At 55.7% G+C, this 19,387-nt stretch carries 22 protein-coding genes and 1 riboswitch; of the genes, 8 read left to right on the top strand and 14 right to left on the bottom strand.

Annotation, left to right across the window (positions count from 1 at the left end):
* Positions 1 to 41: 41 nt before the first annotated feature.
* The 7 genes from cobS to cobT all read right to left on the bottom strand — a co-directional run bounded on the left by cobS (position 42) and on the right by cobT (position 6,999).
* A complete protein-coding gene (gene cobS / locus AAC01S_RS11900) occupies positions 42 to 785 on the bottom strand; it encodes an adenosylcobinamide-GDP ribazoletransferase (protein ID WP_067622478.1) in 744 nt (247 codons plus the stop codon).
* A 12-nt stretch (positions 786 to 797) separates the two neighbouring features.
* Positions 798 to 1,364 carry a bifunctional adenosylcobinamide kinase/adenosylcobinamide-phosphate guanylyltransferase gene (gene cobU / locus AAC01S_RS11895; protein WP_067622475.1) on the bottom strand — a complete coding sequence of 189 codons (567 nt, stop codon included), beginning with the start codon at positions 1,362 to 1,364 and terminating at the stop codon, positions 798 to 800.
* Positions 1,361 to 2,155 carry an ABC transporter ATP-binding protein gene (locus AAC01S_RS11890; RefSeq protein ID WP_067622472.1) on the bottom strand — a complete coding sequence of 265 codons (795 nt, stop codon included), beginning with the start codon at positions 2,153 to 2,155 and terminating at the stop codon, positions 1,361 to 1,363. Before AAC01S_RS11890 ends, cobU begins: the two co-directional genes overlap by 4 nt.
* 11 nt (positions 2,156 to 2,166) lie before the next feature.
* Positions 2,167 to 3,180 (bottom strand): FecCD family ABC transporter permease, encoded by a 1,014-nt coding sequence (locus tag AAC01S_RS11885; RefSeq protein WP_067622469.1) that lies wholly within the window; start codon positions 3,178 to 3,180, stop codon positions 2,167 to 2,169.
* Positions 3,177 to 4,193, bottom strand: coding sequence for an ABC transporter substrate-binding protein (locus AAC01S_RS11880; protein ID WP_067622467.1), 1,017 nt, complete (start codon positions 4,191 to 4,193; stop codon positions 3,177 to 3,179). The genes AAC01S_RS11885 and AAC01S_RS11880 overlap by 4 nt, the downstream gene beginning before the upstream one ends.
* Before the next feature lie 129 nt (positions 4,194 to 4,322).
* A riboswitch (cobalamin riboswitch) is annotated at positions 4,323 to 4,550 on the bottom strand.
* A 62-nt stretch (positions 4,551 to 4,612) separates the two neighbouring features.
* Positions 4,613 to 5,182, bottom strand: coding sequence for a cob(I)yrinic acid a,c-diamide adenosyltransferase (locus AAC01S_RS11875; protein WP_067622464.1), 570 nt, complete (start codon positions 5,180 to 5,182; stop codon positions 4,613 to 4,615).
* Complete coding sequence (cobT, locus tag AAC01S_RS20145) at positions 5,179 to 6,999, bottom strand: nicotinate-nucleotide--dimethylbenzimidazole phosphoribosyltransferase (protein ID WP_174520849.1); 1,821 nt, start codon at positions 6,997 to 6,999, stop codon at positions 5,179 to 5,181. The genes AAC01S_RS11875 and cobT overlap by 4 nt, the downstream gene beginning before the upstream one ends.
* Before the next feature lie 242 nt (positions 7,000 to 7,241).
* On the opposite strand from cobT, the gene AAC01S_RS11865 reads away from it, so the two are divergent.
* From AAC01S_RS11865 to AAC01S_RS11850, 4 genes are all read left to right on the top strand, one after another.
* Positions 7,242 to 7,604 carry a winged helix-turn-helix transcriptional regulator gene (locus AAC01S_RS11865; RefSeq protein ID WP_067622461.1) on the top strand — a complete coding sequence of 121 codons (363 nt, stop codon included), beginning with the start codon at positions 7,242 to 7,244 and terminating at the stop codon, positions 7,602 to 7,604.
* 185 nt (positions 7,605 to 7,789) lie between these two features.
* On the top strand, positions 7,790 to 8,266 hold the full coding sequence (queD, locus tag AAC01S_RS11860) for a 6-carboxytetrahydropterin synthase QueD (RefSeq protein WP_067622459.1): 477 nt from the start codon (positions 7,790 to 7,792) through the stop codon (positions 8,264 to 8,266).
* On the top strand, positions 8,263 to 9,033 hold the full coding sequence (locus tag AAC01S_RS11855) for a 7-carboxy-7-deazaguanine synthase QueE (RefSeq protein ID WP_370670826.1): 771 nt from the start codon (positions 8,263 to 8,265) through the stop codon (positions 9,031 to 9,033). The genes queD and AAC01S_RS11855 overlap by 4 nt, the downstream gene beginning before the upstream one ends.
* A gap of 32 nt (positions 9,034 to 9,065) precedes the next feature.
* Entirely contained in the window at positions 9,066 to 9,728 is a 663-nt protein-coding gene (locus AAC01S_RS11850) for a haloacid dehalogenase type II (protein WP_067622456.1), read from the top strand.
* An 89-nt stretch (positions 9,729 to 9,817) separates the two neighbouring features.
* Here the strand turns inward: AAC01S_RS11850 and AAC01S_RS11845 are convergent, their stop codons facing one another.
* The gene (locus tag AAC01S_RS11845; RefSeq protein ID WP_067622453.1) at positions 9,818 to 10,015 is read right to left on the bottom strand and encodes an alpha/beta-type small acid-soluble spore protein; all 198 of its coding nucleotides are present in this window, start codon (positions 10,013 to 10,015) and stop codon (positions 9,818 to 9,820) included.
* Positions 10,016 to 10,080: 65 nt separating this feature from the next.
* Positions 10,081 to 10,575 carry an NUDIX hydrolase gene (locus AAC01S_RS11840; protein ID WP_067622451.1) on the bottom strand — a complete coding sequence of 165 codons (495 nt, stop codon included), beginning with the start codon at positions 10,573 to 10,575 and terminating at the stop codon, positions 10,081 to 10,083.
* Between the two features lie 84 nt (positions 10,576 to 10,659).
* On the opposite strand from AAC01S_RS11840, the gene tmk reads away from it, so the two are divergent.
* Both tmk and AAC01S_RS11830 read left to right on the top strand, forming a co-directional pair.
* Positions 10,660 to 12,048 (top strand): dTMP kinase, encoded by a 1,389-nt coding sequence (tmk, locus tag AAC01S_RS18845; RefSeq protein ID WP_083511739.1) that lies wholly within the window; start codon positions 10,660 to 10,662, stop codon positions 12,046 to 12,048.
* Positions 12,045 to 13,505, top strand: a complete 1,461-nt coding sequence (locus AAC01S_RS11830; protein WP_067622449.1) for a Ppx/GppA phosphatase family protein — start codon at positions 12,045 to 12,047, stop codon at positions 13,503 to 13,505. Before tmk ends, AAC01S_RS11830 begins: the two co-directional genes overlap by 4 nt.
* Before the next feature lie 115 nt (positions 13,506 to 13,620).
* Here the strand turns inward: AAC01S_RS11830 and lgt are convergent, their stop codons facing one another.
* The 3 genes from lgt to metA form a co-directional block, all read right to left on the bottom strand.
* A complete protein-coding gene (gene lgt / locus AAC01S_RS11825) occupies positions 13,621 to 14,433 on the bottom strand; it encodes a prolipoprotein diacylglyceryl transferase (protein WP_067622446.1) in 813 nt (270 codons plus the stop codon).
* Between the two features lie 79 nt (positions 14,434 to 14,512).
* Positions 14,513 to 14,815 carry an aspartyl-phosphate phosphatase Spo0E family protein gene (locus tag AAC01S_RS11820; protein WP_157071152.1) on the bottom strand — a complete coding sequence of 101 codons (303 nt, stop codon included), beginning with the start codon at positions 14,813 to 14,815 and terminating at the stop codon, positions 14,513 to 14,515.
* Between the two features lie 445 nt (positions 14,816 to 15,260).
* Positions 15,261 to 16,196: a homoserine O-acetyltransferase MetA gene (metA, locus tag AAC01S_RS11810; RefSeq protein WP_067622439.1), complete on the bottom strand. Its 936-nt coding sequence runs from the start codon at positions 16,194 to 16,196 to the stop codon at positions 15,261 to 15,263.
* Positions 16,197 to 16,393: 197 nt separating this feature from the next.
* On the opposite strand from metA, the gene AAC01S_RS11805 reads away from it, so the two are divergent.
* Positions 16,394 to 17,077, top strand: a complete 684-nt coding sequence (locus tag AAC01S_RS11805; protein WP_067622437.1) for a four-helix bundle copper-binding protein — start codon at positions 16,394 to 16,396, stop codon at positions 17,075 to 17,077.
* A gap of 146 nt (positions 17,078 to 17,223) precedes the next feature.
* Positions 17,224 to 17,640 carry a hypothetical protein gene (locus AAC01S_RS11800; RefSeq protein WP_067622435.1) on the top strand — a complete coding sequence of 139 codons (417 nt, stop codon included), beginning with the start codon at positions 17,224 to 17,226 and terminating at the stop codon, positions 17,638 to 17,640.
* Here the strand turns inward: AAC01S_RS11800 and AAC01S_RS11795 are convergent.
* Positions 17,615 to 18,409, bottom strand: coding sequence for an ABC transporter permease (locus AAC01S_RS11795; protein WP_067622432.1), 795 nt, complete (start codon positions 18,407 to 18,409; stop codon positions 17,615 to 17,617). The two genes, AAC01S_RS11800 and AAC01S_RS11795, sit on opposite strands and share 26 nt — an antisense overlap.
* A complete protein-coding gene (locus AAC01S_RS11790) occupies positions 18,387 to 19,334 on the bottom strand; it encodes an ABC transporter ATP-binding protein (protein ID WP_067622426.1) in 948 nt (315 codons plus the stop codon). Before AAC01S_RS11790 ends, AAC01S_RS11795 begins: the two co-directional genes overlap by 23 nt.
* Between the last annotated feature and the right edge of the window lie 53 nt (positions 19,335 to 19,387).

Below are 19,387 nucleotides of genomic sequence, written 5' to 3'. Positions count from 1 at the left end.
TGTTCAGGAATACTGGGATTCCGGCCGCGGCTAATCCGGCCTCAGGCCGCGACGGCCGCAAGCCACAGCGCCCACTCCGAGATTTCCAGGATTGCGCCATACGTATCGCCCGTCATGCCGCCGAATCGACGGACCATCCACCGCCCGACGGTCCACACCAAAAGGGCCGTGATCGCGAGTTGAATCGTGAACAAGCGCGGCGGCATGACACTGTACGAAAGGACGCAAACCACGACTGCCGCGATCGCGACACGCGGATAGGCAACCTGCCTCGCGAACAGTGCGCCCAACCCTTCGGCGCGCGCGGACGGATACACCGCCATGGCCGAAAGCACGGCAAGCCGCGCCAACATGGGCGTGGTCACGAGCGTCCCGAGGCTGCCATGCGGCATCTCCATGAGGGCCAGCCACTTTCCCCCCAGGACAAACACGGCACTGATCACGCCCATAGCCCCGACGCGGCTGTCCTTCATAATGGAGAGAGCCTCGTCTCCACGTTTGCGGCTCCCCACGGCATCGGCTGTGTCCATCAATCCATCGAGATGCAGAAATCCACTCATGGCGCTGTAGGCGAGCAGTGCGAGAAAACTTGCAACAGGTGCTTGAAACAGGCGGCTGAGCAGCCAGTACCCGGCACACAGCACCAAGCCGAGGCAGAGTCCAATCAAAGGCAGGAAATATGCGCCGCGCTGGATGTCGCGCGCCGTCGGTTGCTGAATGCGCGGCGCGGGGATGATGGTGAAAAACTGCCAGGCCATCACAAACGCCCGCCATGCGTCCTTCACGTCAGGTCCTCCTCAATTCGATGGATCGCCGTGATCAAAGACGGCCCCAGGATACGCCTTCAAGTCGATGGCGATACCGCTCGTCACCAGATAGACTTGGCTCGCCATCCTGGCGACGGCTTGGTTCAGCCAGCCCAACCAATCGCGAAAGCGACGGCTTTCCGCGTCTGCCGGAACGATGCCAAGACCCACTTCGTTCGAAACGACGATGCAAGTGGCGTCCGATCGGGCAAGGCTGGAGGCCAGTCGACCGACGTGATCGAAAAAAGCGTCTTCGGTCAAGCGCAACTCGTAGATCCAGTTGTTGAGCAGGAACGAGAGGCAGTCGATCACGTAGACGTCCGCCGCTCCCCCATCGATGACCGACGCGACGTCGATGGGCGCCTCAATCGTGCGCCACTCTGTGGGCCGCGTCGCTTGGTGCTTCTCGATTCGAGCCGCCATCTCCGCGTCAATCGCTTTGCCCGTCGCCACGAAACAGACGGGCTTGGTCGAAGCCTGTCCAAGCTCTGCGGCCAACCGTTCCGCAAATCGACTCTTGCCGCTTCTGGCCCCGCCTGTCACGAAGATGACTGTCATACGCGCGCCGCCTTCCCTGGACCGTGCTTTTGCTCTGACAACGCGACACTCAAACGGGGATAGTGACGAATAGGATCCGTGAACATCGCCGCATCGATTCCGAATACCTCGTGTATCAGGTCCTCCGTAAACACGTCCTCGACAGGGCCGAATGCGACGAGTTTGCCGTTCGTCAGGACCAGCAAATCGTCGCAAAAGCGCAAGGCAAATTCCAGATGGTGAATGGCGACCAACAGCAGATGGCCGCGCGCCGCAAGTTCGGACAATTTGCCCATAATGTCCAACTGATAGAAGATGTCGAGGTTTGAAATCGGTTCGTCGAGCAGCAAGATCGGCGATTCCTGAGCAAGGCACCGGGCGATCCCGGCGCGTTGCCGCTCACCGCCAGACACTTGGTACATCGGCCTGTCCGCGAATGTGGTCAGCCCCATCTCAGCCAAAGCGTCTTCGACACGCGCTTTGCCTGTCTTTGGCACTTCACTCCACATCGACTGGTGGCTGAATCTGCCCATTTCCACGAACTCGCGAACGGTGTACGGGATGTCTTCCGCGAGCGTCTGCGGCAGATAGGCGAGCTTCTGCGCCCGTAGTTTGGACGAGACCGTGCGCAAGTCGACGTGATCGACCAGCACGCGGCCAGACGTCGCCGCGAGCAGTCCGGCGATGGTTTTGAGGAGCGTCGATTTACCTGCGCCGTTAGGACCTATGACGCCGACCAGCCTGCCTGGTTCAAACGAGATCGTGACCGATGCCAAGACGGGATCGAACGCGACGCAATCCAACTGCAACATAGGCAACGCCTTCACTCCCTTCCCCATACCTGACCGCGGCGAAACAACAAGTAGAGAAAAAACGGCGCGCCCAAGCACGACGTGACGACACCGACGTTCAACTCAATCGGCGACAGCGCGGTCCTCGCAAGCAAATCCGCGAGCGACAGCAAAATGGCGCCGCCAAGCGCCGACGCCGGGATCAGTGCGCGATGGCGCGCCCCGACAAAGTAGCGAAGCACGTGCGGGACGATGAGGCCGACGAAGGAAATCACGCCAGTGGTGCTCACACAAATACCGACCAGCAAGGCGCACATCGCCAGCGTGACTTGCTTCACTCGCTGAACCGGCACACCGACGCCTTCAGCGTGTTCTTCGCCTGTGACCATGATGTCGAGCGCCCAAGCCAACGCGACAAAGGCCGTCAGAACGACGGCATCCGTGCAAGCGAGCAGAATCACTTCGTGCCAGTCGCTGCCGTCGAGGCCGCCGAAGAGCCAAAACATCATTTGCTGCATGGCTTCAAGCGGCGACAGATCCAGGATGGCGGTAATGATGGCGCTGCACAGCGATCCCATGGCGACGCCAGCCAGCAACAACGCGTACAGATGGGTTCGTCGACCGATGGTCGCGAGCCGATAGATGATGAAGACCACCAACAGGCCGCAGACGAACGCGCCCACCGGTGTCACCCAAATCGACTTGGCGCTCCAGCCCAAGGCAATCGTCAGCACCGCGCCCAAAGCTCCGCCGCTGGAAACGCCGATGACGCCGGGATCGGACATGGGATTCTTAAACACCGCCTGCAGGACGCAGCCTGAAACCGCCAGTCCCGCACCAACGAGGATGGCCACCAGCAAACGCGGCCAGCGAAGCGCGCCAATCACCGTCGCATCGGTCGTGTGCTGACCGTGGATGTACTGCCACGTGTCCGGAATGATGCGCCAAAACGGGATTGCCATCGGTCCAATCCCAATTTCGAGCGCACTCGATACGAGAAACGCGGCGATTAAGACGCCGAACGTCAAACGCCCGCGCGTCGTCATTGCATAACCTGAACCTTCGGAATGGAAACATTCGGGTGAATGACCTTGGCAACGTCATACACGGCCTTGACGACGTATTGCGAAACTGATGACAGATCAGCGCTGTTGATTAAGTACACGCGGTGGTTTTTGATGGCCGACACCGACTGCAAGCCTGGATCGCTCTCGAGTTTCTTGGCGAACGCCGCGTCGTCGCTGGAATCGATGATGACGTCTGGATTCATTTTCACGATCTCCTCGTCGGTAATCTTCGCCCAGCCGTTCAAGTTGGCGGCAACGTTTGTGCCGCCCGCCATCCGAATCACGTCGTTGACCGTGGTCTCCTTGCCCGCAGCGTAACCATACGAACTGTAATCCAATACCGTCGGCCGTTTTTGCTTGGCGACCGCGGTTTCAATGCGGTGGATATTTTGATTCATGTTCCGAACAATAGCGCTCGCCTTGGCACGCTCGCCAACCAACTCACCGACGACGCCAATGTTGTGTTCGATGCTGGTGACGGACGTGAAGTCGTTGAATTCGTACACAGGCACACCCGCGTCCCGCACCTGTGTAATGACTTTTGCTGGCGCGTAAGAGGCAATCAACACCAGATCAGGGTGGACGGAGAGAGCTTTTTCGGGATCGTCGCCAGTCCACTGCGGAATGCCTTTGACCAATGCGGCCGCGTCCGAGAATTCTGGATTGCTCGAGAGATTGGTCACCAGCGCGATTCGCGATTTCGGCACCAGCGACGCGACAATCTCATCCGTGCCCTCTGTACCCGACACAATATGCATGGGTTGCTTGTCAACGGTCACCTTGGTGCCAGCGTCATCGGTCAACGTGATGGGAAAAGCAGGTTTCGTCGATGCGGCCATCGGCGCTTGGGAAGCGCTGGCAGCGTTGCTGGACCCGTTGCCTGTTTGACCGTTTGCCACCGAGTTCGAGGTCGTGACACCGCAAGCCGCCGCAAGCAGGGAAGCTGCTGTCACGGAAGCGATCAGCGACATGGTCATGCGGAATCTGTTCATAAAAATGGAACCCTCCTTTGAATGGAGCGTCCCTTGCGAGAAAGATGAGTCCGTCGATGTGAATCGACTGTATTGTCCGTCATGGAAAGAAGAATTTCCATACACAAACAAACCTCTCCTCGAAGGTTAGCTCGTCACACTACATAGGCAGGTCTCCTGGCTTGACAGGTCACTGCGCCGTGTCCTTCCCACATCGCTTGAATGCAGTGGACGACAGCGCCGCGCACCGCGCACGTGTCAAAACACGGCTTGCATGCGCACTTCCTGTTTACAGTGGCGGGACCGCACCGGATTCTCACCGGTTTCCCTATTCTCTCTGCTTCTTGTGTCGCAGAGCACCTAGTAGTCTAATGATCCGTTTTCATCCTAGTGTACCAAAGAATCGAATGTCAATCGCCAATTTTCGACCAAATTCCATCCTAGCGAAAGACTGACGGGCTGTTTTCGTAATCCGTGTCCGATACCTCACAGCGGGCATTCGCCGCTCGAGCCATCACAAACAGCAGATCCGACAGTCTGTTCAGATACCGAATCGTGTTGGGATACACGGCCTCCACTTCCGACAACCGAACAGCCGCTCGCTCCGCGCGGCGGACGACCGTACATGCCACATGCAGGGCCGCGCCTGCCGGATGGCCTTGGCGCAGCACGAATTTATCCAATTTCGCGGCTTCACTTTGAAACTGATCAATGAGCGGTTCCAGTTCACTGGCCGCTTCGTCCGACGTCCGCGCGACGTAGGTGTCAGCCGCCGACGGCGGAGCGGCCAAATCCGCGCCGACATCCCACAACGACTGCTGCACACGCAAAATGACATCCCTCATGTCGTCGAAGCCTTGCGCGGGCATCTGACTCAGCGCGAGTCCAAGAAACGCCCCAGCTTCGTCAACCGTTCCGTACGCCTCGACGCGAAGGTCGCTCTTCATTCTCCGCTCGCCGCCAATCAACGCGGTCTTTCCGAGATCTCCGCCCCGTGTGTAAATTCTCATTCGAATTCCTCCTCCCATACGTGATTCCAGCGGTTCAAATAGACAAGCTGCTTGAGATCGAGTCGATCCCGCCATCCCACCCGCTCGAGCACAGGCACATCGGGAAAGTGCGGCGTGTAGCCAAGCGATAGCACCGCGACGGGATCGATATGATCTGGAATGCCCAGGATGCGCCGCATATCCGCCTTTTCATAGATGGACACCCAGCCCATGCCAAGCCCTTCGGCCCGAGCTGCGAGCCACATATTCTCAATCGCGCAGGACGTCGACATCAAATCCGTTTCCGGAATCGTGTTGCGTCCGAGAACGACCGGTCCGCCGCGCGTCGAATCGTTTGTCACGCAGATGGCGAGCGGCGCATCGACCAACCCTTCGACCTTCAGCCGGAGATAGTAATCGCGGCGTTCGTTGGGGAACTTCTCCCCCGCCTTGACGCGTTCGCGCTCGACGACGTCAGCCATCTGCCGCCGGACGTCGAGATTTTCGATCACGATGAAATTCCACGGCTGCATGTAGCCGACGGACGGCCCGCGATGCCCGGCTTCGAGAATCCGCCAAAGGGTCGACTTTGGGATGGGATCGGGCAGAAAGACGCGAATGTCGCGCCGTGCGGCGATGACCTTGTACACGGCCTGTCGTTCCGCCTCGCTGAAGTCGTTTCGCGTCGGCGGATTTGCCGATTCGGCGAACGCCGAACGTGAGACAGCCGTTGCAGGCTGGTGGGCTTCCTCAAATGGATTGTCCACGCGAGCATCGGCAAACGTGGCGGTCTCTGCGATCACGGCGCAGCCATTCATCAATACCGGCCACGCCATCATGGCGCCGGTTCCCTCTCCCACCCGCAGACCGAGTTGAATCAGCGGTTTCTTGCCGAGCGCTTCGAGAATGATCTTGTGCGCCGGTTCCGGAGACAGGTGACCTGCAATCAGATATGGCGACACGGTCGGAGACACCCGTGTCGCCCACAATGCGCATACACCTGCGAGCAAACCGTCGAGCAGCGTCGGAACGCCAAGTGCCGCCGCTTGAATCATGGCGCCAGCCATGGCCGCCAGTTCGAATCCTCCCAGCCTCGCGAATCCAGCCACCAGCATGTCCTCTGTACTCCATTTGCCGGATTCCAGTCGCAACTGTTCATTCCATCCGTCCAAGGCTTCTTCGACGACCTGCTGCTTTTGCCTGTGGGCAGCCTGACTGATCCCGGTCCCAGGACCGACGACGACAGACGGTTCCAGATCCAGCAGCCACGCCGCAAGCGCACTCGCAGATGTCGTGTTGCCAATCCCCATTTCGCCGATGGCGATGATGTCGGCGCCGTCTTGCTCAATGGCCCGCCTGGCGGCGTTCATGCCACACGAGAGAGCCTGCACGCATTCGGCCGTGGACATCGCCGGGCCGCGCGTGAAATCGGCCGTCCCCAAGGCGACTTTTGCGACATGCACGTTGGGATGGCGAACCTTGCGCATGACACCGACGTCGTACACGTCGACCGGGATTCCCATGGTTCGGGCCATCACCGAGGACACCGATGTGCCCATGGCGATATTCACAACCATTTCCTCTGTCACATGCTGTCCGTAGCGCGAGAGCGAACGGCCTGTGGCAACGCCGTGATCCGCCGCAAAGACGAGAAAATGCGGACGTCGCAAGGCGGGAATGGGCCTGCGTTGAATCGCGGCGAGATCGCACAGGACGGGTTCCAGTACGCCAAGGCTCCCGACAGGTTTCGTCAGTTGGTTCAAACGCGACTGTGCGGCGACTCGGGCGTGTTCATCGAGCGGCCGCGGCGTGGGAAATGCAAAGGCTGGCGGGATCAAGACGGAGTTCCTCCTGTCTGCACATACGGATGCGCCTATCCGATTTGTTTGTCCATACGCACATGGACAACAGTTACTCGGACAACCACTTTAAGATGTAGCAGAACTGGTGCACATGTGCAACGTATGGAGGAATCCGCCATGCGAGGTCGAATATTCTGACGACATGAAACGAAAGTTACTCACATTCGGTACTGATTACTGGATGAGTTGTGATACAATGATGCCAGGAGATGATGGTCATGGGGAACCATGAACAACTTTGCCCAAAATTTGAGTCGGCGTTCGCTCTGTTAGGCAAACGATGGACCGGGCTCATTATTCGAGTCCTGATGCAGGGACCCAAGCGGTTTAAAGACATTTCGGAAATGATCCCGAACATGAGCGATCGAATGCTGGCTGAACGGTTTAAAGAGCTGGAGAAAGCCGGTATTCTTGTCCGCCATGTGTACCCGGAAACCCCGGTGCGGATTGAGTACGAATTAACCTCTAAAGGCAAGGCCCTGCGCCCTGTGATGGAGGCTGTGCAAAACTGGGGCAACGAATGGGTTCTGCCAGAAGAATGCTCTGAAAATCACGTCGAAAAATTGCATACGACTCGTTGATTGTCCGTCGATGCACTGGTCGACGCGTATCGCAGGTCCATCGCGGGTTGAACTTCACGTTTGCATGCTCGGGGCTGTCTCGAAGTGACCAATCACTTTGAGGCAGCCCACTTTACCGTGATCAACCGCTTCGGGCGGTTCCGTGGACCAAAGCATTCAACACGTTCTGTAGGGAGAGACGATCGTTGAAAGATTACCCTATTCCAACCAAGCTGCAGCAACTGGGAACCGACATCCAGCGCGACGAATTGGCCTACCATCGGCGGCGCGTGGCGGTCACCAAATCTTTCACATTCGATGCGGCGCATCATTTGCACGCGTACGACGGCAAATGCACCAGTTTGCACGGGCACACGTACCGCGTCGTGATCACAGTCAGCGGCTTCGTCAACGACATCGGGATTGTCCTGGATTTTGGCGACTTGAAGCGGATATATAAGGAAGAAATTGAGGACAGGCTGGATCACCGATACCTCAACGAGGTCCTGCCGCACATGAATACGACCGCCGAGAACATGATTGTCTGGATGTGGGAGAGACTCGATGCTGCTCTGGGTGGGCAAACCGATCCACAGCAGGCGATTCGCCTGGAAGAACTCACCCTTTACGAGACACCTACAAGCAGCGCAACGTTAAAGCGCGCATGGATGGAGAGCGAATGAGCGACATGAACGCAGTGGACATATATCCCGCTTGGCGGAAACACTATGAGGACGCGCTGCAAGCCGATTGGCAACAGGAAACGCGCCTTCCTATGGTGGAGATTTTTGATACCGTCGAAGGCGAAGGCACGCGCGCCGGCTTTCCGACGATTTTCGTACGCGTATTCCATTGCAACCTGCGTTGCGCATGGTGTGACACACCTTACTCGTACGCGCCCGCCAAACCGGCCTTTGAAGCATCCATCGCGGACATCGTGAAGGAAGTTCAGCGGTATCCGTGGCAAAACATTTGCCTCACGGGCGGAGAACCGCTGATTCACCGCCACAGATCGCAACTGTTGATCGACGCGCTCGCCGCATTGCCGCAGATTCGCGATATTCACATCGAAACGAACGGCGCCATCGACGTCCGGCCGTTCGCGATGACCCGCGATGCTTCCGCCACACAGCGCGAGAAAGTTCGGTTCATCGTCGATTACAAGCTGCCTGCAAGCGGCGAACAAGCCAAGATGGTTCACGAGCACCTGTCGGTCTTGTCCCCGCAGGACGAGTTGAAATTCGTGATCGCGGACGATCGCGACTTCGACACAGCCGTCGACGTCATCCATCGTTACCCAACCGCCGCCACGGTTCTCTTCTCCCCCGTCTGGGAAAGCATGCCTCCGGAACGGTTGGTGAGCAAGATACTGGAATCCGGCCTCAAGGATGTCAAACTCAATATGCAAATTCACAAGATCATTTGGGATCCCGACGCGCGCGGCGTGTAATGGCCGTCGTACCTGATGTGGGGGGAAAGAACATGCAAACCGTGATCTTTGACGCTTATGGCACGCTGTTTGACTGGAGCGGGGTCGCCATCGCGGCCCAACAAACCAGCGCAACCCCGGAACTCGCGCAGGACATTGCGCAACAATGGCGCAAGCTTCACCTCGAGTTGGCGTGGCAATCGACACTCATGGAACGCTACCAGGACTTTGACCGCTTGGCGGCGCAATCGCTGGATATCGTTTTGCGACAAACCCTCCTCCCGTCTGATCAACAAGCCCGACTTCGAGAGTCGTTGTTACAGGCTGCCATGGAGTTGGCCGTCTACCCAGACGTCATTCCAACACTGAGTGATTTGACCGCAAGAACCGCCATTTTGTCCAATGGCACGTTGCATGCGCTGCAGAAGCTTGCGGACAGAGCGGGCATTTTGTTTTCCTTCGATTATATTCTCAGCGTCGATCCCGTCCGCAGTTACAAGCCTTCTCGAAAGGCGTACGCATTCGCGATGGGGCGATTGGGCGCGGAGAAAGCCGACATCACCTTCGTTTCGTCGAACGCGTGGGACGTCGCCGGGGCGAAGGCGTTTGGATTTCGGACTTGCTGGTGCAACCGAGAAGAAAAGCCATTCGAAGCGCTTCCCTATCATCCGGACATCACCATTTCGGATTTGCGGCAGCTCGTCGAACACGTGTGAACCTCATAAAGGGCTGAATCCCGCATTGGATGCGGGATTCAGCCCGTGCTTGATAATAAGTGCTTGCCCAATCACACGGTCACAATTGCTTAACCGCGACCTGCGAGGTTTTGCTCAGCAAACGCAACCAGGCGCTTCGTGATTTCCCCACCAACAGAACCGTTCTGGCGAGACGTGGTCTCACCGCCGAGATTCACACCAAACTCCGAAGCGATTTCGTACTTCATTTGATCCAAAGCCTTGCTCGCCTGCGGGATCAACGTGCTGTTGCTGTTGTTGTTTGCCATGGTTGTTTACCTCCTTGTGGTGTGTGATGATGCAAACCTATTGTGACCGTTTTTCGGGTCGCTATTCATCCATTCGCAAAAAGCCCTTCTCTGGCCGCATCGCGTTTCCCGTATAGACTTGTCACGACGGTCAAAGGCAAGGACGCGTTGGTCTGCAGATCAGTCGCAATGGTTCGGATAACGCGTGGAATCCAGATGGACTTGTCCGGCAGCTTGCGCAGATCGTCATGGCTCATCCAGACCGCGTCCAGAATTTCGGATTGCGGCAACCTCACCTGTCCGCCCTGATACAATCCCCTGTAGACAACCCGCACGGCATGATGGCCCGCTGGGCTTCGATATCGATAAATGCCGACAATTCCATCCATTTCCGCGGTGAGCCCCGTCTCTTCCAGCAATTCGCGATGAGCCGCAGCCAGCACATCCTCCTCCAACCGTACGCGGCCAGTCGGAAAGTTCCACTTCCCAGCCTTTTGCCCTTGACCCTCACAAACCATTAAGAAGCGACCTCTGCCGTCGAGGACAATCGCGGTCGCCGACACACGAATTTTTGCTTTCATCGAAACCCCTGTTCGGTATGACATCATGCATTCAGGATTACCATAAGTCAGACTGAATAACAACGAAGCAGGGGTGGATCTCTTATGACCTTGCCCGGACGGTTGATCATCGTGGAAGGCACCGATGGCTCAGGAAAGAGTACACAACTTCAGCTGTTGAAAACATGGCTGGAGCGCGAAGGCTATCCCGTTGTGTCCAGCGAGTGGAATTCGTCCTCGCTCGTCAAAAGTTGGACGAAGCGCGCGAAGAAGCAAAAGAGCCTAACGCCCCGAACATTTCATTTGATTCACGCTTCAGACTTCTATGATCGCCTGGAACGCGTGATCATGCCGGCGCTTCGGCTGGGTCAAATCGTATTGGCGGATCGGTACATCTACACCGCGTTCGCTCGCGACGGCGCGCGAGGGTGTGATCAGGAGTGGATTAAAAACACATACGCCTATGCGCCAACGCCTTCGCTTGCGCTGTACTTCCAAACGCCGCTCGATGTGGCCGTCGAGCGCATCCTGTCGGGCCGCCCCGAATTGAAGTACCACGAAGCCGGGCTCGATCTCGGATTATCCGACGATCCGGTCGAGAGTTTTCGATTGTTCCAAGGCATGGTCAAGGATGTCTACGATCGATTGGCCGCAGTAGGAGAACTCACCGTGGTCGACGCCACGGAGCCTATCCACATACAGCAGGCAAAGGTCCGTGAAGTGGTCAAACGCGTGTTATCCGATTACGAGTACCCTGCTCCCATCGCCCCCGCCTCAGAGACCAAAGTGTCGTCGCAATTCGTTGCACAACCTGCGACACCATCTTCGAAACCGCCGCGGATTCGTTTGCAAAAACAGAATATGGACGGCAAATTGGTGGTCATTGAAGGCTCAGACTACTCTGGTCACACGCAACAGTGTAAACTGTTAAAAGGATGGCTCGAAGCCGAGGGCCACGCCGTCTATATGGCTGGGATCAAACGATCCAAGCTCATGGGCGAGGCGATTGAAGAAGCGAAGGAAGACCCCATTCTCGGCTCGACGACAATGGGTATGTTCTATGCGACCGATTTTGCGGACGAGTTGGAAAACGGCATTGTTCCGGCATTGCGCAGCGGTATGGTCGTGATCGCGGATCGGTACGTTTACACCCTGATTGCCCGCCAACTCGTTCGCGGCCGTTCCTTGGAGTGGCTGGAAAAGCTCTACGGATTTGCACCATCTCCGGACGCCGCGGTGTACCTCTCCCTTCCGGCAGATGAGCTTATCCGTCGGGGGATGCACATGTACGGTCAACTGCATTTTTGGGAGAGTGGCATGGATCTGGCCATCTGCCCAGATCCGCTTGACAGCGCAATTCGTTATCAGATTGCGCTGCTCACGCATTATGAACAGTTGATTGAACGATCCCGCTTCACAACGCTGAATGGGATGGCTTCTCCCATGAACAACCATCGTCGCATCCAATCCATAGTAAAGAAGTTGTTTAGATGAATGTGGCGGAACGCCTTGGCATCATTGATCTCGGTTCTAACTCCTGCCGTTTGTCTATTTACGATATTGGCCTTGACGGGACGTATCGCCCGGTGTACGAGATGAAACAGAATGTTCGCCTCGCGCACAACCTCGCCAAATCGGGAAAAATCCCTGCTGATGGTATCCTCCGTGCGGTGGCCTGTACCAAACTGTTCGTTCGGACAGGCAAACTGCTTGGCGTCTCCCGCTGGGTCGCCGTTGCGACCGCAGCGGTGCGGCAAGCGTCCAACCGAGCTGAAGTTTTAGATACACTGCTGGCGGAAACGACCTTGCCGTTTCGCGTAATCAGCGGCAAAGAAGAAGGACGCTATGGATATTTGGGCGTCATCAACACGCTCGACATTTCCGACGCGTTGCTGTTTGATATCGGCGGAGCGAGCAGCGAATTGATGTTGGTTCGCAATCGACAATTGGCCAATGTCGTCAGCATTCCATACGGCGCGTTGAATCTGCGAGAAATGCACCATCACTTGAACGAGTCGGCAGCCGCAGAAGAAGCGTTCAAGACCATTCAGCGCGCTTTGGCCGAGATCGAGTGGTTAAAAGACGCGAAGGGTCTGCCCATGGTCGGCCTCGGCGGCACGGCAAGAGCTGTAGCAAAATTGCACATGGCCCAGCAACAACGCGAACAGGAGCGGTTGCACGGCTATGTGTTGGATCCGGCATTTATCGACGATGAATTCGCTCATCTACAGACAATGTCTGTTGCAAAGCGCCGCAAGGTCAAAGGTATTTCCAAATCGCGCGCGGAAATTCTCGTCGCTGGATTTGCCGCCGTTCGCGCCATTGCTTCGAACATCGCTCCCCCAGCGCTGATTGTCAGTCGCAATGGATTGCGCGAGGGTATCTTCTTCGAGGCCCTGTTGCACGATGCTGAACAGCCTGTCCTATCATCCGTTCTCGAACACAGCGTCTGCAATTTTCAACGCGTGTTCGACGTCAATATGAACGTCGCAGAAATCGTGACGACGACTTCACTGGACTTATTCGACTGCCTGCAGGAAGTCCATCACATGTCGGAGCGGGATCGAAAACTCCTGTGGGTCACTGCGCAAATCGAAGGATGCGGCTGTTACATCAACACAGAAAAGTGGACGAAACACTCGGCTTATCTGGTCATGTCATCGTACCTGTACGGACTGACATCTCAAGAGATTCTCGATGTCGCCAGCTTACTCTCAAGCCAAGGTGACGTTCGAATTCGGCAACTCATGACACTGCTGCGGCTTGCGAAACTTCTGACGCTTCAACTCGGTTTGAACCCCGACGAGCTGTACATGCGTCTCGAAGGCCAAACACTGCATGTCGGCTATGGCTGGAATCTGCGTGAAACTGTGGATGTATCGGCGGACAGCCAGGTTGAAGAGGATTTTCGCGAATTGTTTGGATGCGATCTCAAATTTCTGGAACAGTAATTGCCCCTCATTATGAACATGGACTGTCCTAGTCGATCTTATTAATCGACATAGGCACAGTCCATGTTCAAGCACACGAACTTATGTACTTGGCGACAAACCGTTCACTTTTCCATCACGCAGAGCCATTCGATATGGAAAGCGGCGAACGACGACGCTCTTTTAGGAAAATCCAAACACCAAGGACGAGTCCGACCAAGGCTGTCGCCAACGCGGTCCATTGGGCCGCATCCCAGCCGAATACGCCTCTTGGGGAGTCGCCGCGCAACATCTCCAAAAAGAACCGACAGATATTGTACACGACGAGGTAATACACAAACGGGAAGCCTAGCGGCCACCCTTTTTTTCTCTGCAAAATGACAAACAGGATCGCCATGAGAATGATGTCGACCTGGGCTTCCCAGATGACAGCCGGCCACAGCGGTTGATTTCCGTACTCGTCCCTCGCTAGCGTTCCCGTTGGAAATAGAATGCCGAAATCTTGATGTGTGGGGGCTCCATATGCGCTGCCGTTCATGAAATCTGCATCGCGGCCAATACTTTGACCGAGGAGGATACCCGGCGTGGCGATGTCGGCAAAATGCAAGAAACTTTGTTTCTTTCGCCACAAGTAAATCATCGACGCGGCCAAAGCGCCCACTATGCCGCCTTGGATGGAAAGACCACCGTTCCATACTTGAATGATTTGTCCGGGATGCGAAGCATAGTAACCAAAATCAAAGAAAAACACTTGCCAGAAACGTGCGCCAACGATACCGCCGATCAAACAATACGGCGCAAGTGCCCACCAATGATCAGCGTCGTTTGGATTGCCTTTCAGCTTTGCGAAATACAGCGTTATGCCCAATCCCAGCAAAAACGCCAGTGCAAATACCGTACTATACGATCGCACAGGGAATGCCCCGATGTGAAACCAATACGAATGCACAGTCACTGCCACATCCTTCGCTCTGTTTCCTGCAGATTTGCGAATTCCGTAGTCAGCGTACCCTGTCCGACGAAGCGAGTCAAATCATCCATTTGTGCGAGGCGCGTTTGATTCTCTGTCTTCGGTAGTACCAGCGCCGCTCGCTCCAGCTCTCCAGCCTGTCCTGACGAGTCAGACGGCCGACACGGACCTCGCGGCTCGGTTGCCCGTGGTCAGGTTGCCCACGGTCAGTCCAGCGTTGGACTTGGACAAGATAGCGATCTAACCGCTGGCTGACTACGATAACCTCTTCATCCAGTAAATTTCCCGACTGCTCCGCAAGCGTGACCATTTTTCTACGCAAGTATTCAACGAGGCTGGTGGTCTTATTTGCGCACGTCATCATCTTCCCACCCCACACAAGCAAGTCAACGGTCAACATTATACGACGAAATCACCCGCTATCGCCGTAGAATATTTGAACAAAACCGTTACAACTTTGTCGAAGCAAGTCGAACTAGTCGCAGGTTGTCTTGTATCCCGTCGACGACACTCTAGAGGTGTGTGAATCGGATGATGGCGGCGACGATTACGCTCGCCAAGGCCGGATGAACATATTGCCAAAAAGCGTCGAATCGCAAGTATCTACGGTGGATAAGATAGGTGCGAACTGTCGATAGCAGTCCAAAGGTGAGCAGAAAGAGGGCCAAAATCATCCCAACTTTTGGACTGCCGCTGACGATTCGGGTCAGTATCCAAAGAATCGACGAAAATACAAACGCTGTCGTCACTCTTACGAAGGAAACCGTAACAACCCACCTCCTGAATCGCCAAAAATCCAGACTTTCTTACAAGTGCAGCGCTTCGTCGCGAATACGCCCACTTAGATCGTAAGGCGTCTCCTGGTACACACAATAATTCAGCCAATTGGCAAACAACAGATTGGCGTGCGAACGCCACAGGTTTGCCGGTTCCTGATTCGGATCGTCGTTCGGAAAATAGTGTTTCGGCACTGAGATGTCAAGACCCTTTTCCACGTCGCGCCGATACTCTTCAGCGAGCGTAATGTTATCGTATTCAGGATGCCCAGTTACATAGATCTGTCTCGCGTCCGGCGTTGCGAGCAGATACACACCAGCTTCATTTGACTCCGCCAGGATATCGAGTCCACCGATTCCTTGAACGTCTTCTCGGCGTATTTCCGTATGGCGCGAATGGGGCACCAGGAAGACATCGTCGAAACCGCGTGTCAAATTGCAGCGGACATTCACCGTATGCTCAAAAACGCCGAAGACTTTCCCCCCGAGCGCATACTTCTGCAGCCCGTAGTGGCGGTACAGTGCCGCTTGCGCGGCCCAGCAAATATGCATCGTCGAAGTGACGGACGATCGCGTCCAATCTAGAATTTCACATAGTTCAGGCCAATAGTTCACTTCCTCGAAAGCCATCTGTTCGACAGGCGCGCCTGTGATGATCATCCCGTCGTACGCGTCGCGCCGAACGTCCTCGAATGTCCGATAAAACGTCGTCAGGTGTTCCTCGGACGTATTTTTTGCGACGTGCGAACGCATCCGCAGCAGCGTGACCTCCACCTGCAATGGAGAATTGCCCAACAATCGAAGCAACTGCGTCTCGGTGACCTCTTTGCGGGGCATGAGGTTTAAGATCAAGATTCGCAGCGGTCGAATATCCTGCGCAAATGCCCGCTCCTCAGGCATCACGAATATATGTTCAGATTGAAGAATCTCAGTGGCCGGCAGGTGATCAGGGATTTTGATTGGCATCGAGAATATCACCTCTTTAAAAATTCTGCGTTCGACTCACCACTCGTCGACGTGCGACGGGCTGGAACGGTGGATCGCCATGTTCCATATCTGCAACAGTGTAGCACAAATCGTAGCAAGTGACCCGTTTGACGCACAGGACAGTCGCCCACTGCATTTGATGGGGTATCGCTATCGATATGAGGAGGGTATACCCGGTGGCAAACGAGTTCCTAAACTCCTTTGGTTATCAGTCGGACGATCGCGCTGAAGGAAACGTGCCCAAACAACCGCACTGGCCGAAACAACCCAAGTCGGAAGAATCGTCTCCTGAGCCAATCGAGTCGCTCGACGTCTCAGGTATCACCGAAACATCCGAGTCATTCGCGTTCGATCCCGAGTCGTCACCCGTTGTCGAGTTTATCAGCCCAGCTCCAAAGACTACGATTCCACCGCAAGCTCCGACAGCATACAGCGTACCGAAATCCGAACAAACCTTCGGCTATGTCGAGTACGAAGAAGAAAAGATCGAAATTGAAAAGGTATGGTTTTCGCCCCATCCATACCACCAATGCATGACCATCTGCGAATATGTCAAGGACTGCATGCTCCACTGCGAACGAACGCTCAATATCCTGATGTGCCAACCCGATGCGCCCATGAGGCGGCGGCAACTGGCACTTCTGCAAGATTGCATCGAAGTATGCCTATTGACGACGCGCGTCATTGCACGCAAGAGCCCCATCATGAAGACCGCATTGTTGTACTGCGCAAGAGTATGCCGGCTGTGCACGGAAGAGTCGGGTCGCTACGCGGATCCGGTGTCCTCCGACAACCGGTCCATGTGTCTGCACTGCGCGACCGTTTGTGAGACATTCGCAAACAAATACCAGTGGAACTGACAGTCGCGTGAGCTTGTGTGAGAAAAGGACTGACTGTCGCAGACGCTGCGACAGTCAGTCCTTTTCATGCACCATGCAACCAGAACATTCCCGCCGCATGGTGCCTCGATGATGGACATACAGTTTGTTAGAAGGGGTGACCTGTTATGCTGTTCATGACTCTCCCCATCGCCATCCTCGAGATATGGCTCCTGTATCGGCTGATGGAAGCGAGATCGAAACCCGCGAGTGCGTTGGACTTGCCCGAATCCTTGACCAACACGGCCCTGACGAGGTTGACCTTTGCGACACAACTGTTGGTGGAGCTGCTCGAGCACAACAAAACGATCGGCGGCATCGCCTCGTTTATCGTCGGCATCAGCGCTGGCCTGTTAGCCCTGCGCCAATTGCACCTCGGCGCGTTTTCGGAACTGACCATGAATGTGTTCATGGGCATATCGATGGGCATTTTTCTGATTGGTTCTCTTCCCTACCACATCGCCCTTCTACTTACGGCGCCTGTCCTGGTGTCCAGTGTTCTCACCTGGCTGTACGTCCTTACGCGGCAACGTCGCGTTTCGTGAAGGACAACCACGAGATCGCCATGAAGACGATGAAATACACTGCCAGCACAACGACCGAAAACTGCCAGGTCATCCCTTTGACAATAGGCGTACCTTCGGTGTACTGGGTCAAGTCCCAGTTGGTGAACAGGATGAACTTGTCCCACGTGTATCGCGCAAGCAGGTGGGTGACAACTGCGCCAAGAAACAGGAGGAGGATCGACAGCGCGATCGCCATGGATGAACTGCGAAACAACGTGGAGATCATGAATGACACAGTCACGGTCATCAACAGCGTAACCGCAGCCAATCCGTAATCACGCAAGGCTTCGACATACATCGGAACAGAGACGATGGTTGTTCCGTGCACGTAGTGATAGGGATCGTCCGCACCGCCAAAGCCAAAGAAGAGACCGCCTACGACATAGGCCGTCACCATCAGAAAGACCATCATACAGACGGAGAACGACAACACGGTCAGATATTTAGACAACAGGATCTTCCAGCGAGCAACTGGCCGAATCAACAAAAATTTGATGGTTCCCAGCGCAAATTCGTTTGCCACGATATCTCCAGCGACCACTGCGGCAAAAATCACAACCAAGTTGACGGCTTGATCGCCGTCCGTCAGAAAGTGGACCGCGTTCTCCTGCAGATGATCGTCATGCCCAGCCGTGTGATATACGATGATGCCAGCCACAATCATCGCCGCAGCGACCACCGCATAGAAGACCCAGGTTCGAATTCTGCGATACACTTTCACGTGCTCATTCAACAGAAGTCCGAGCATCCGACGGCACACCTCCTGTCATCTCGAGGAATCGATCCTCCAGGGAACGATTCATCACGCGCAGTTCGTACACCGCTATGTCGGCTTCAACGAGTCGCCGATGGATCGACGGAACATGCTCTCGGCGCGTTTCGACCTCAACGCCCCGATCCACCACGGACACACGTTCCACACCAGCAAAACCATTCAAGGCGACATAGGCTTGAGACGGTCCGTCAACCTCGACAAACACTTTGAGCGGCGCTTGTGCACGTTCGCTTCCCGCTGCATCGCCAATTCTCTCGACGTTCACGAGCTTTCCGTGTTGAATGATGGCGACGCGATCGCACATCAATTCCATCTCGGACAACAAGTGACTCGATACGATGACCGACACGCCCTGCGTTCTGGCAAGCGTCCGCAGATGATCCCGCAGTTCTCGAATACCGGCGGGATCAAGTCCATTCGTAGGCTCGTCCAAAATCAGCACCGATGGGTTGTGGAGCAACGCTTGCGCCAGCCCAAGGCGCTGACGCATGCCCAGCGAATAGGTTTTGACCCGCTGATGGATGCTGTCCGAAAGTCCCACAAACTCGACCATTTCTTCGATCCGCCGATTGTTCACGCCCGGCAGCATGCGTGCGTACTGTTTCAAATTTTGATAGCCTGTCAGATACTTGTACATCTCCGGATTCTCGACAATCGCCCCGACTTGCCGGATCGCCTGCTCGTGTTCGCGGACGACATCATGTCCACGAATCGATACGCTGCCCGACGTGATGGAAGTGAGACCGACCATCATGCGAATGGTCGTCGTTTTTCCGGCACCGTTTGGACCGAGAAATCCAAAGACCTCGCCTTCCGGGATGTCGAACGTCAAGTTGTCGACGACCGTCTTCGAGCCAATCCGCTTCGTCAGCCCCTTCAGCTCTACGGCATTCGCCATGCAAACCTCCTAAGTCGTTTTCCATCCATCCAATGATGGACATGGAAAATCTA

Origin of the sequence: Alicyclobacillus acidiphilus NBRC 100859 (genome assembly GCF_001544355.1) — a bacterium.
Classification (GTDB): Bacteria; Bacillota; Bacilli; order Alicyclobacillales; family Alicyclobacillaceae; genus Alicyclobacillus; species Alicyclobacillus acidiphilus.
The sequence above is the reverse complement of the archived record's forward strand: the minus strand, read 5'-3'. Positions and strand labels throughout refer to the sequence as shown.

Bases quoted from the DNA above. Each gene is read 5' to 3' on its own strand.
- AAC01S_RS11820 (WP_157071152.1), bottom strand. From the start codon at position 14,815: ATGACGTGCGCAAATAAGACCACCAGCCTCGTTGAATACTTGCGTAGA.
- AAC01S_RS11890 (WP_067622472.1), bottom strand. From the start codon at position 2,155: ATGTTGCAGTTGGATTGCGTCGCGTTCGATCCCGTCTTGGCATCGGTC.
- AAC01S_RS11800 (WP_067622435.1), top strand. From the start codon at position 17,224: ATGCTGTTCATGACTCTCCCCATCGCCATCCTCGAGATATGGCTCCTG.
- AAC01S_RS11865 (WP_067622461.1), top strand. From the start codon at position 7,242: ATGGGGAACCATGAACAACTTTGCCCAAAATTTGAGTCGGCGTTCGCT.
- AAC01S_RS11840 (WP_067622451.1), bottom strand. From the start codon at position 10,575: ATGAAAGCAAAAATTCGTGTGTCGGCGACCGCGATTGTCCTCGACGGC.
- cobU (WP_067622475.1), bottom strand. From the start codon at position 1,364: ATGACAGTCATCTTCGTGACAGGCGGGGCCAGAAGCGGCAAGAGTCGA.
- AAC01S_RS11795 (WP_067622432.1), bottom strand. From the start codon at position 18,409: ATGCTCGGACTTCTGTTGAATGAGCACGTGAAAGTGTATCGCAGAATT.
- AAC01S_RS11830 (WP_067622449.1), top strand. From the start codon at position 12,045: ATGAATGTGGCGGAACGCCTTGGCATCATTGATCTCGGTTCTAACTCC.
- AAC01S_RS11875 (WP_067622464.1), bottom strand. From the start codon at position 5,182: ATGAGAATTTACACACGGGGCGGAGATCTCGGAAAGACCGCGTTGATT.
- AAC01S_RS11790 (WP_067622426.1), bottom strand. From the start codon at position 19,334: ATGGCGAATGCCGTAGAGCTGAAGGGGCTGACGAAGCGGATTGGCTCG.
- AAC01S_RS11855 (WP_370670826.1), top strand. From the start codon at position 8,263: ATGAGCGACATGAACGCAGTGGACATATATCCCGCTTGGCGGAAACAC.
- AAC01S_RS11885 (WP_067622469.1), bottom strand. From the start codon at position 3,180: ATGACGACGCGCGGGCGTTTGACGTTCGGCGTCTTAATCGCCGCGTTT.
- AAC01S_RS11850 (WP_067622456.1), top strand. From the start codon at position 9,066: ATGCAAACCGTGATCTTTGACGCTTATGGCACGCTGTTTGACTGGAGC.
- AAC01S_RS11880 (WP_067622467.1), bottom strand. From the start codon at position 4,193: ATGAACAGATTCCGCATGACCATGTCGCTGATCGCTTCCGTGACAGCA.
- metA (WP_067622439.1), bottom strand. From the start codon at position 16,196: ATGCCAATCAAAATCCCTGATCACCTGCCGGCCACTGAGATTCTTCAA.
- AAC01S_RS11845 (WP_067622453.1), bottom strand. From the start codon at position 10,015: ATGGCAAACAACAACAGCAACAGCACGTTGATCCCGCAGGCGAGCAAG.
- tmk (WP_083511739.1), top strand. From the start codon at position 10,660: ATGACCTTGCCCGGACGGTTGATCATCGTGGAAGGCACCGATGGCTCA.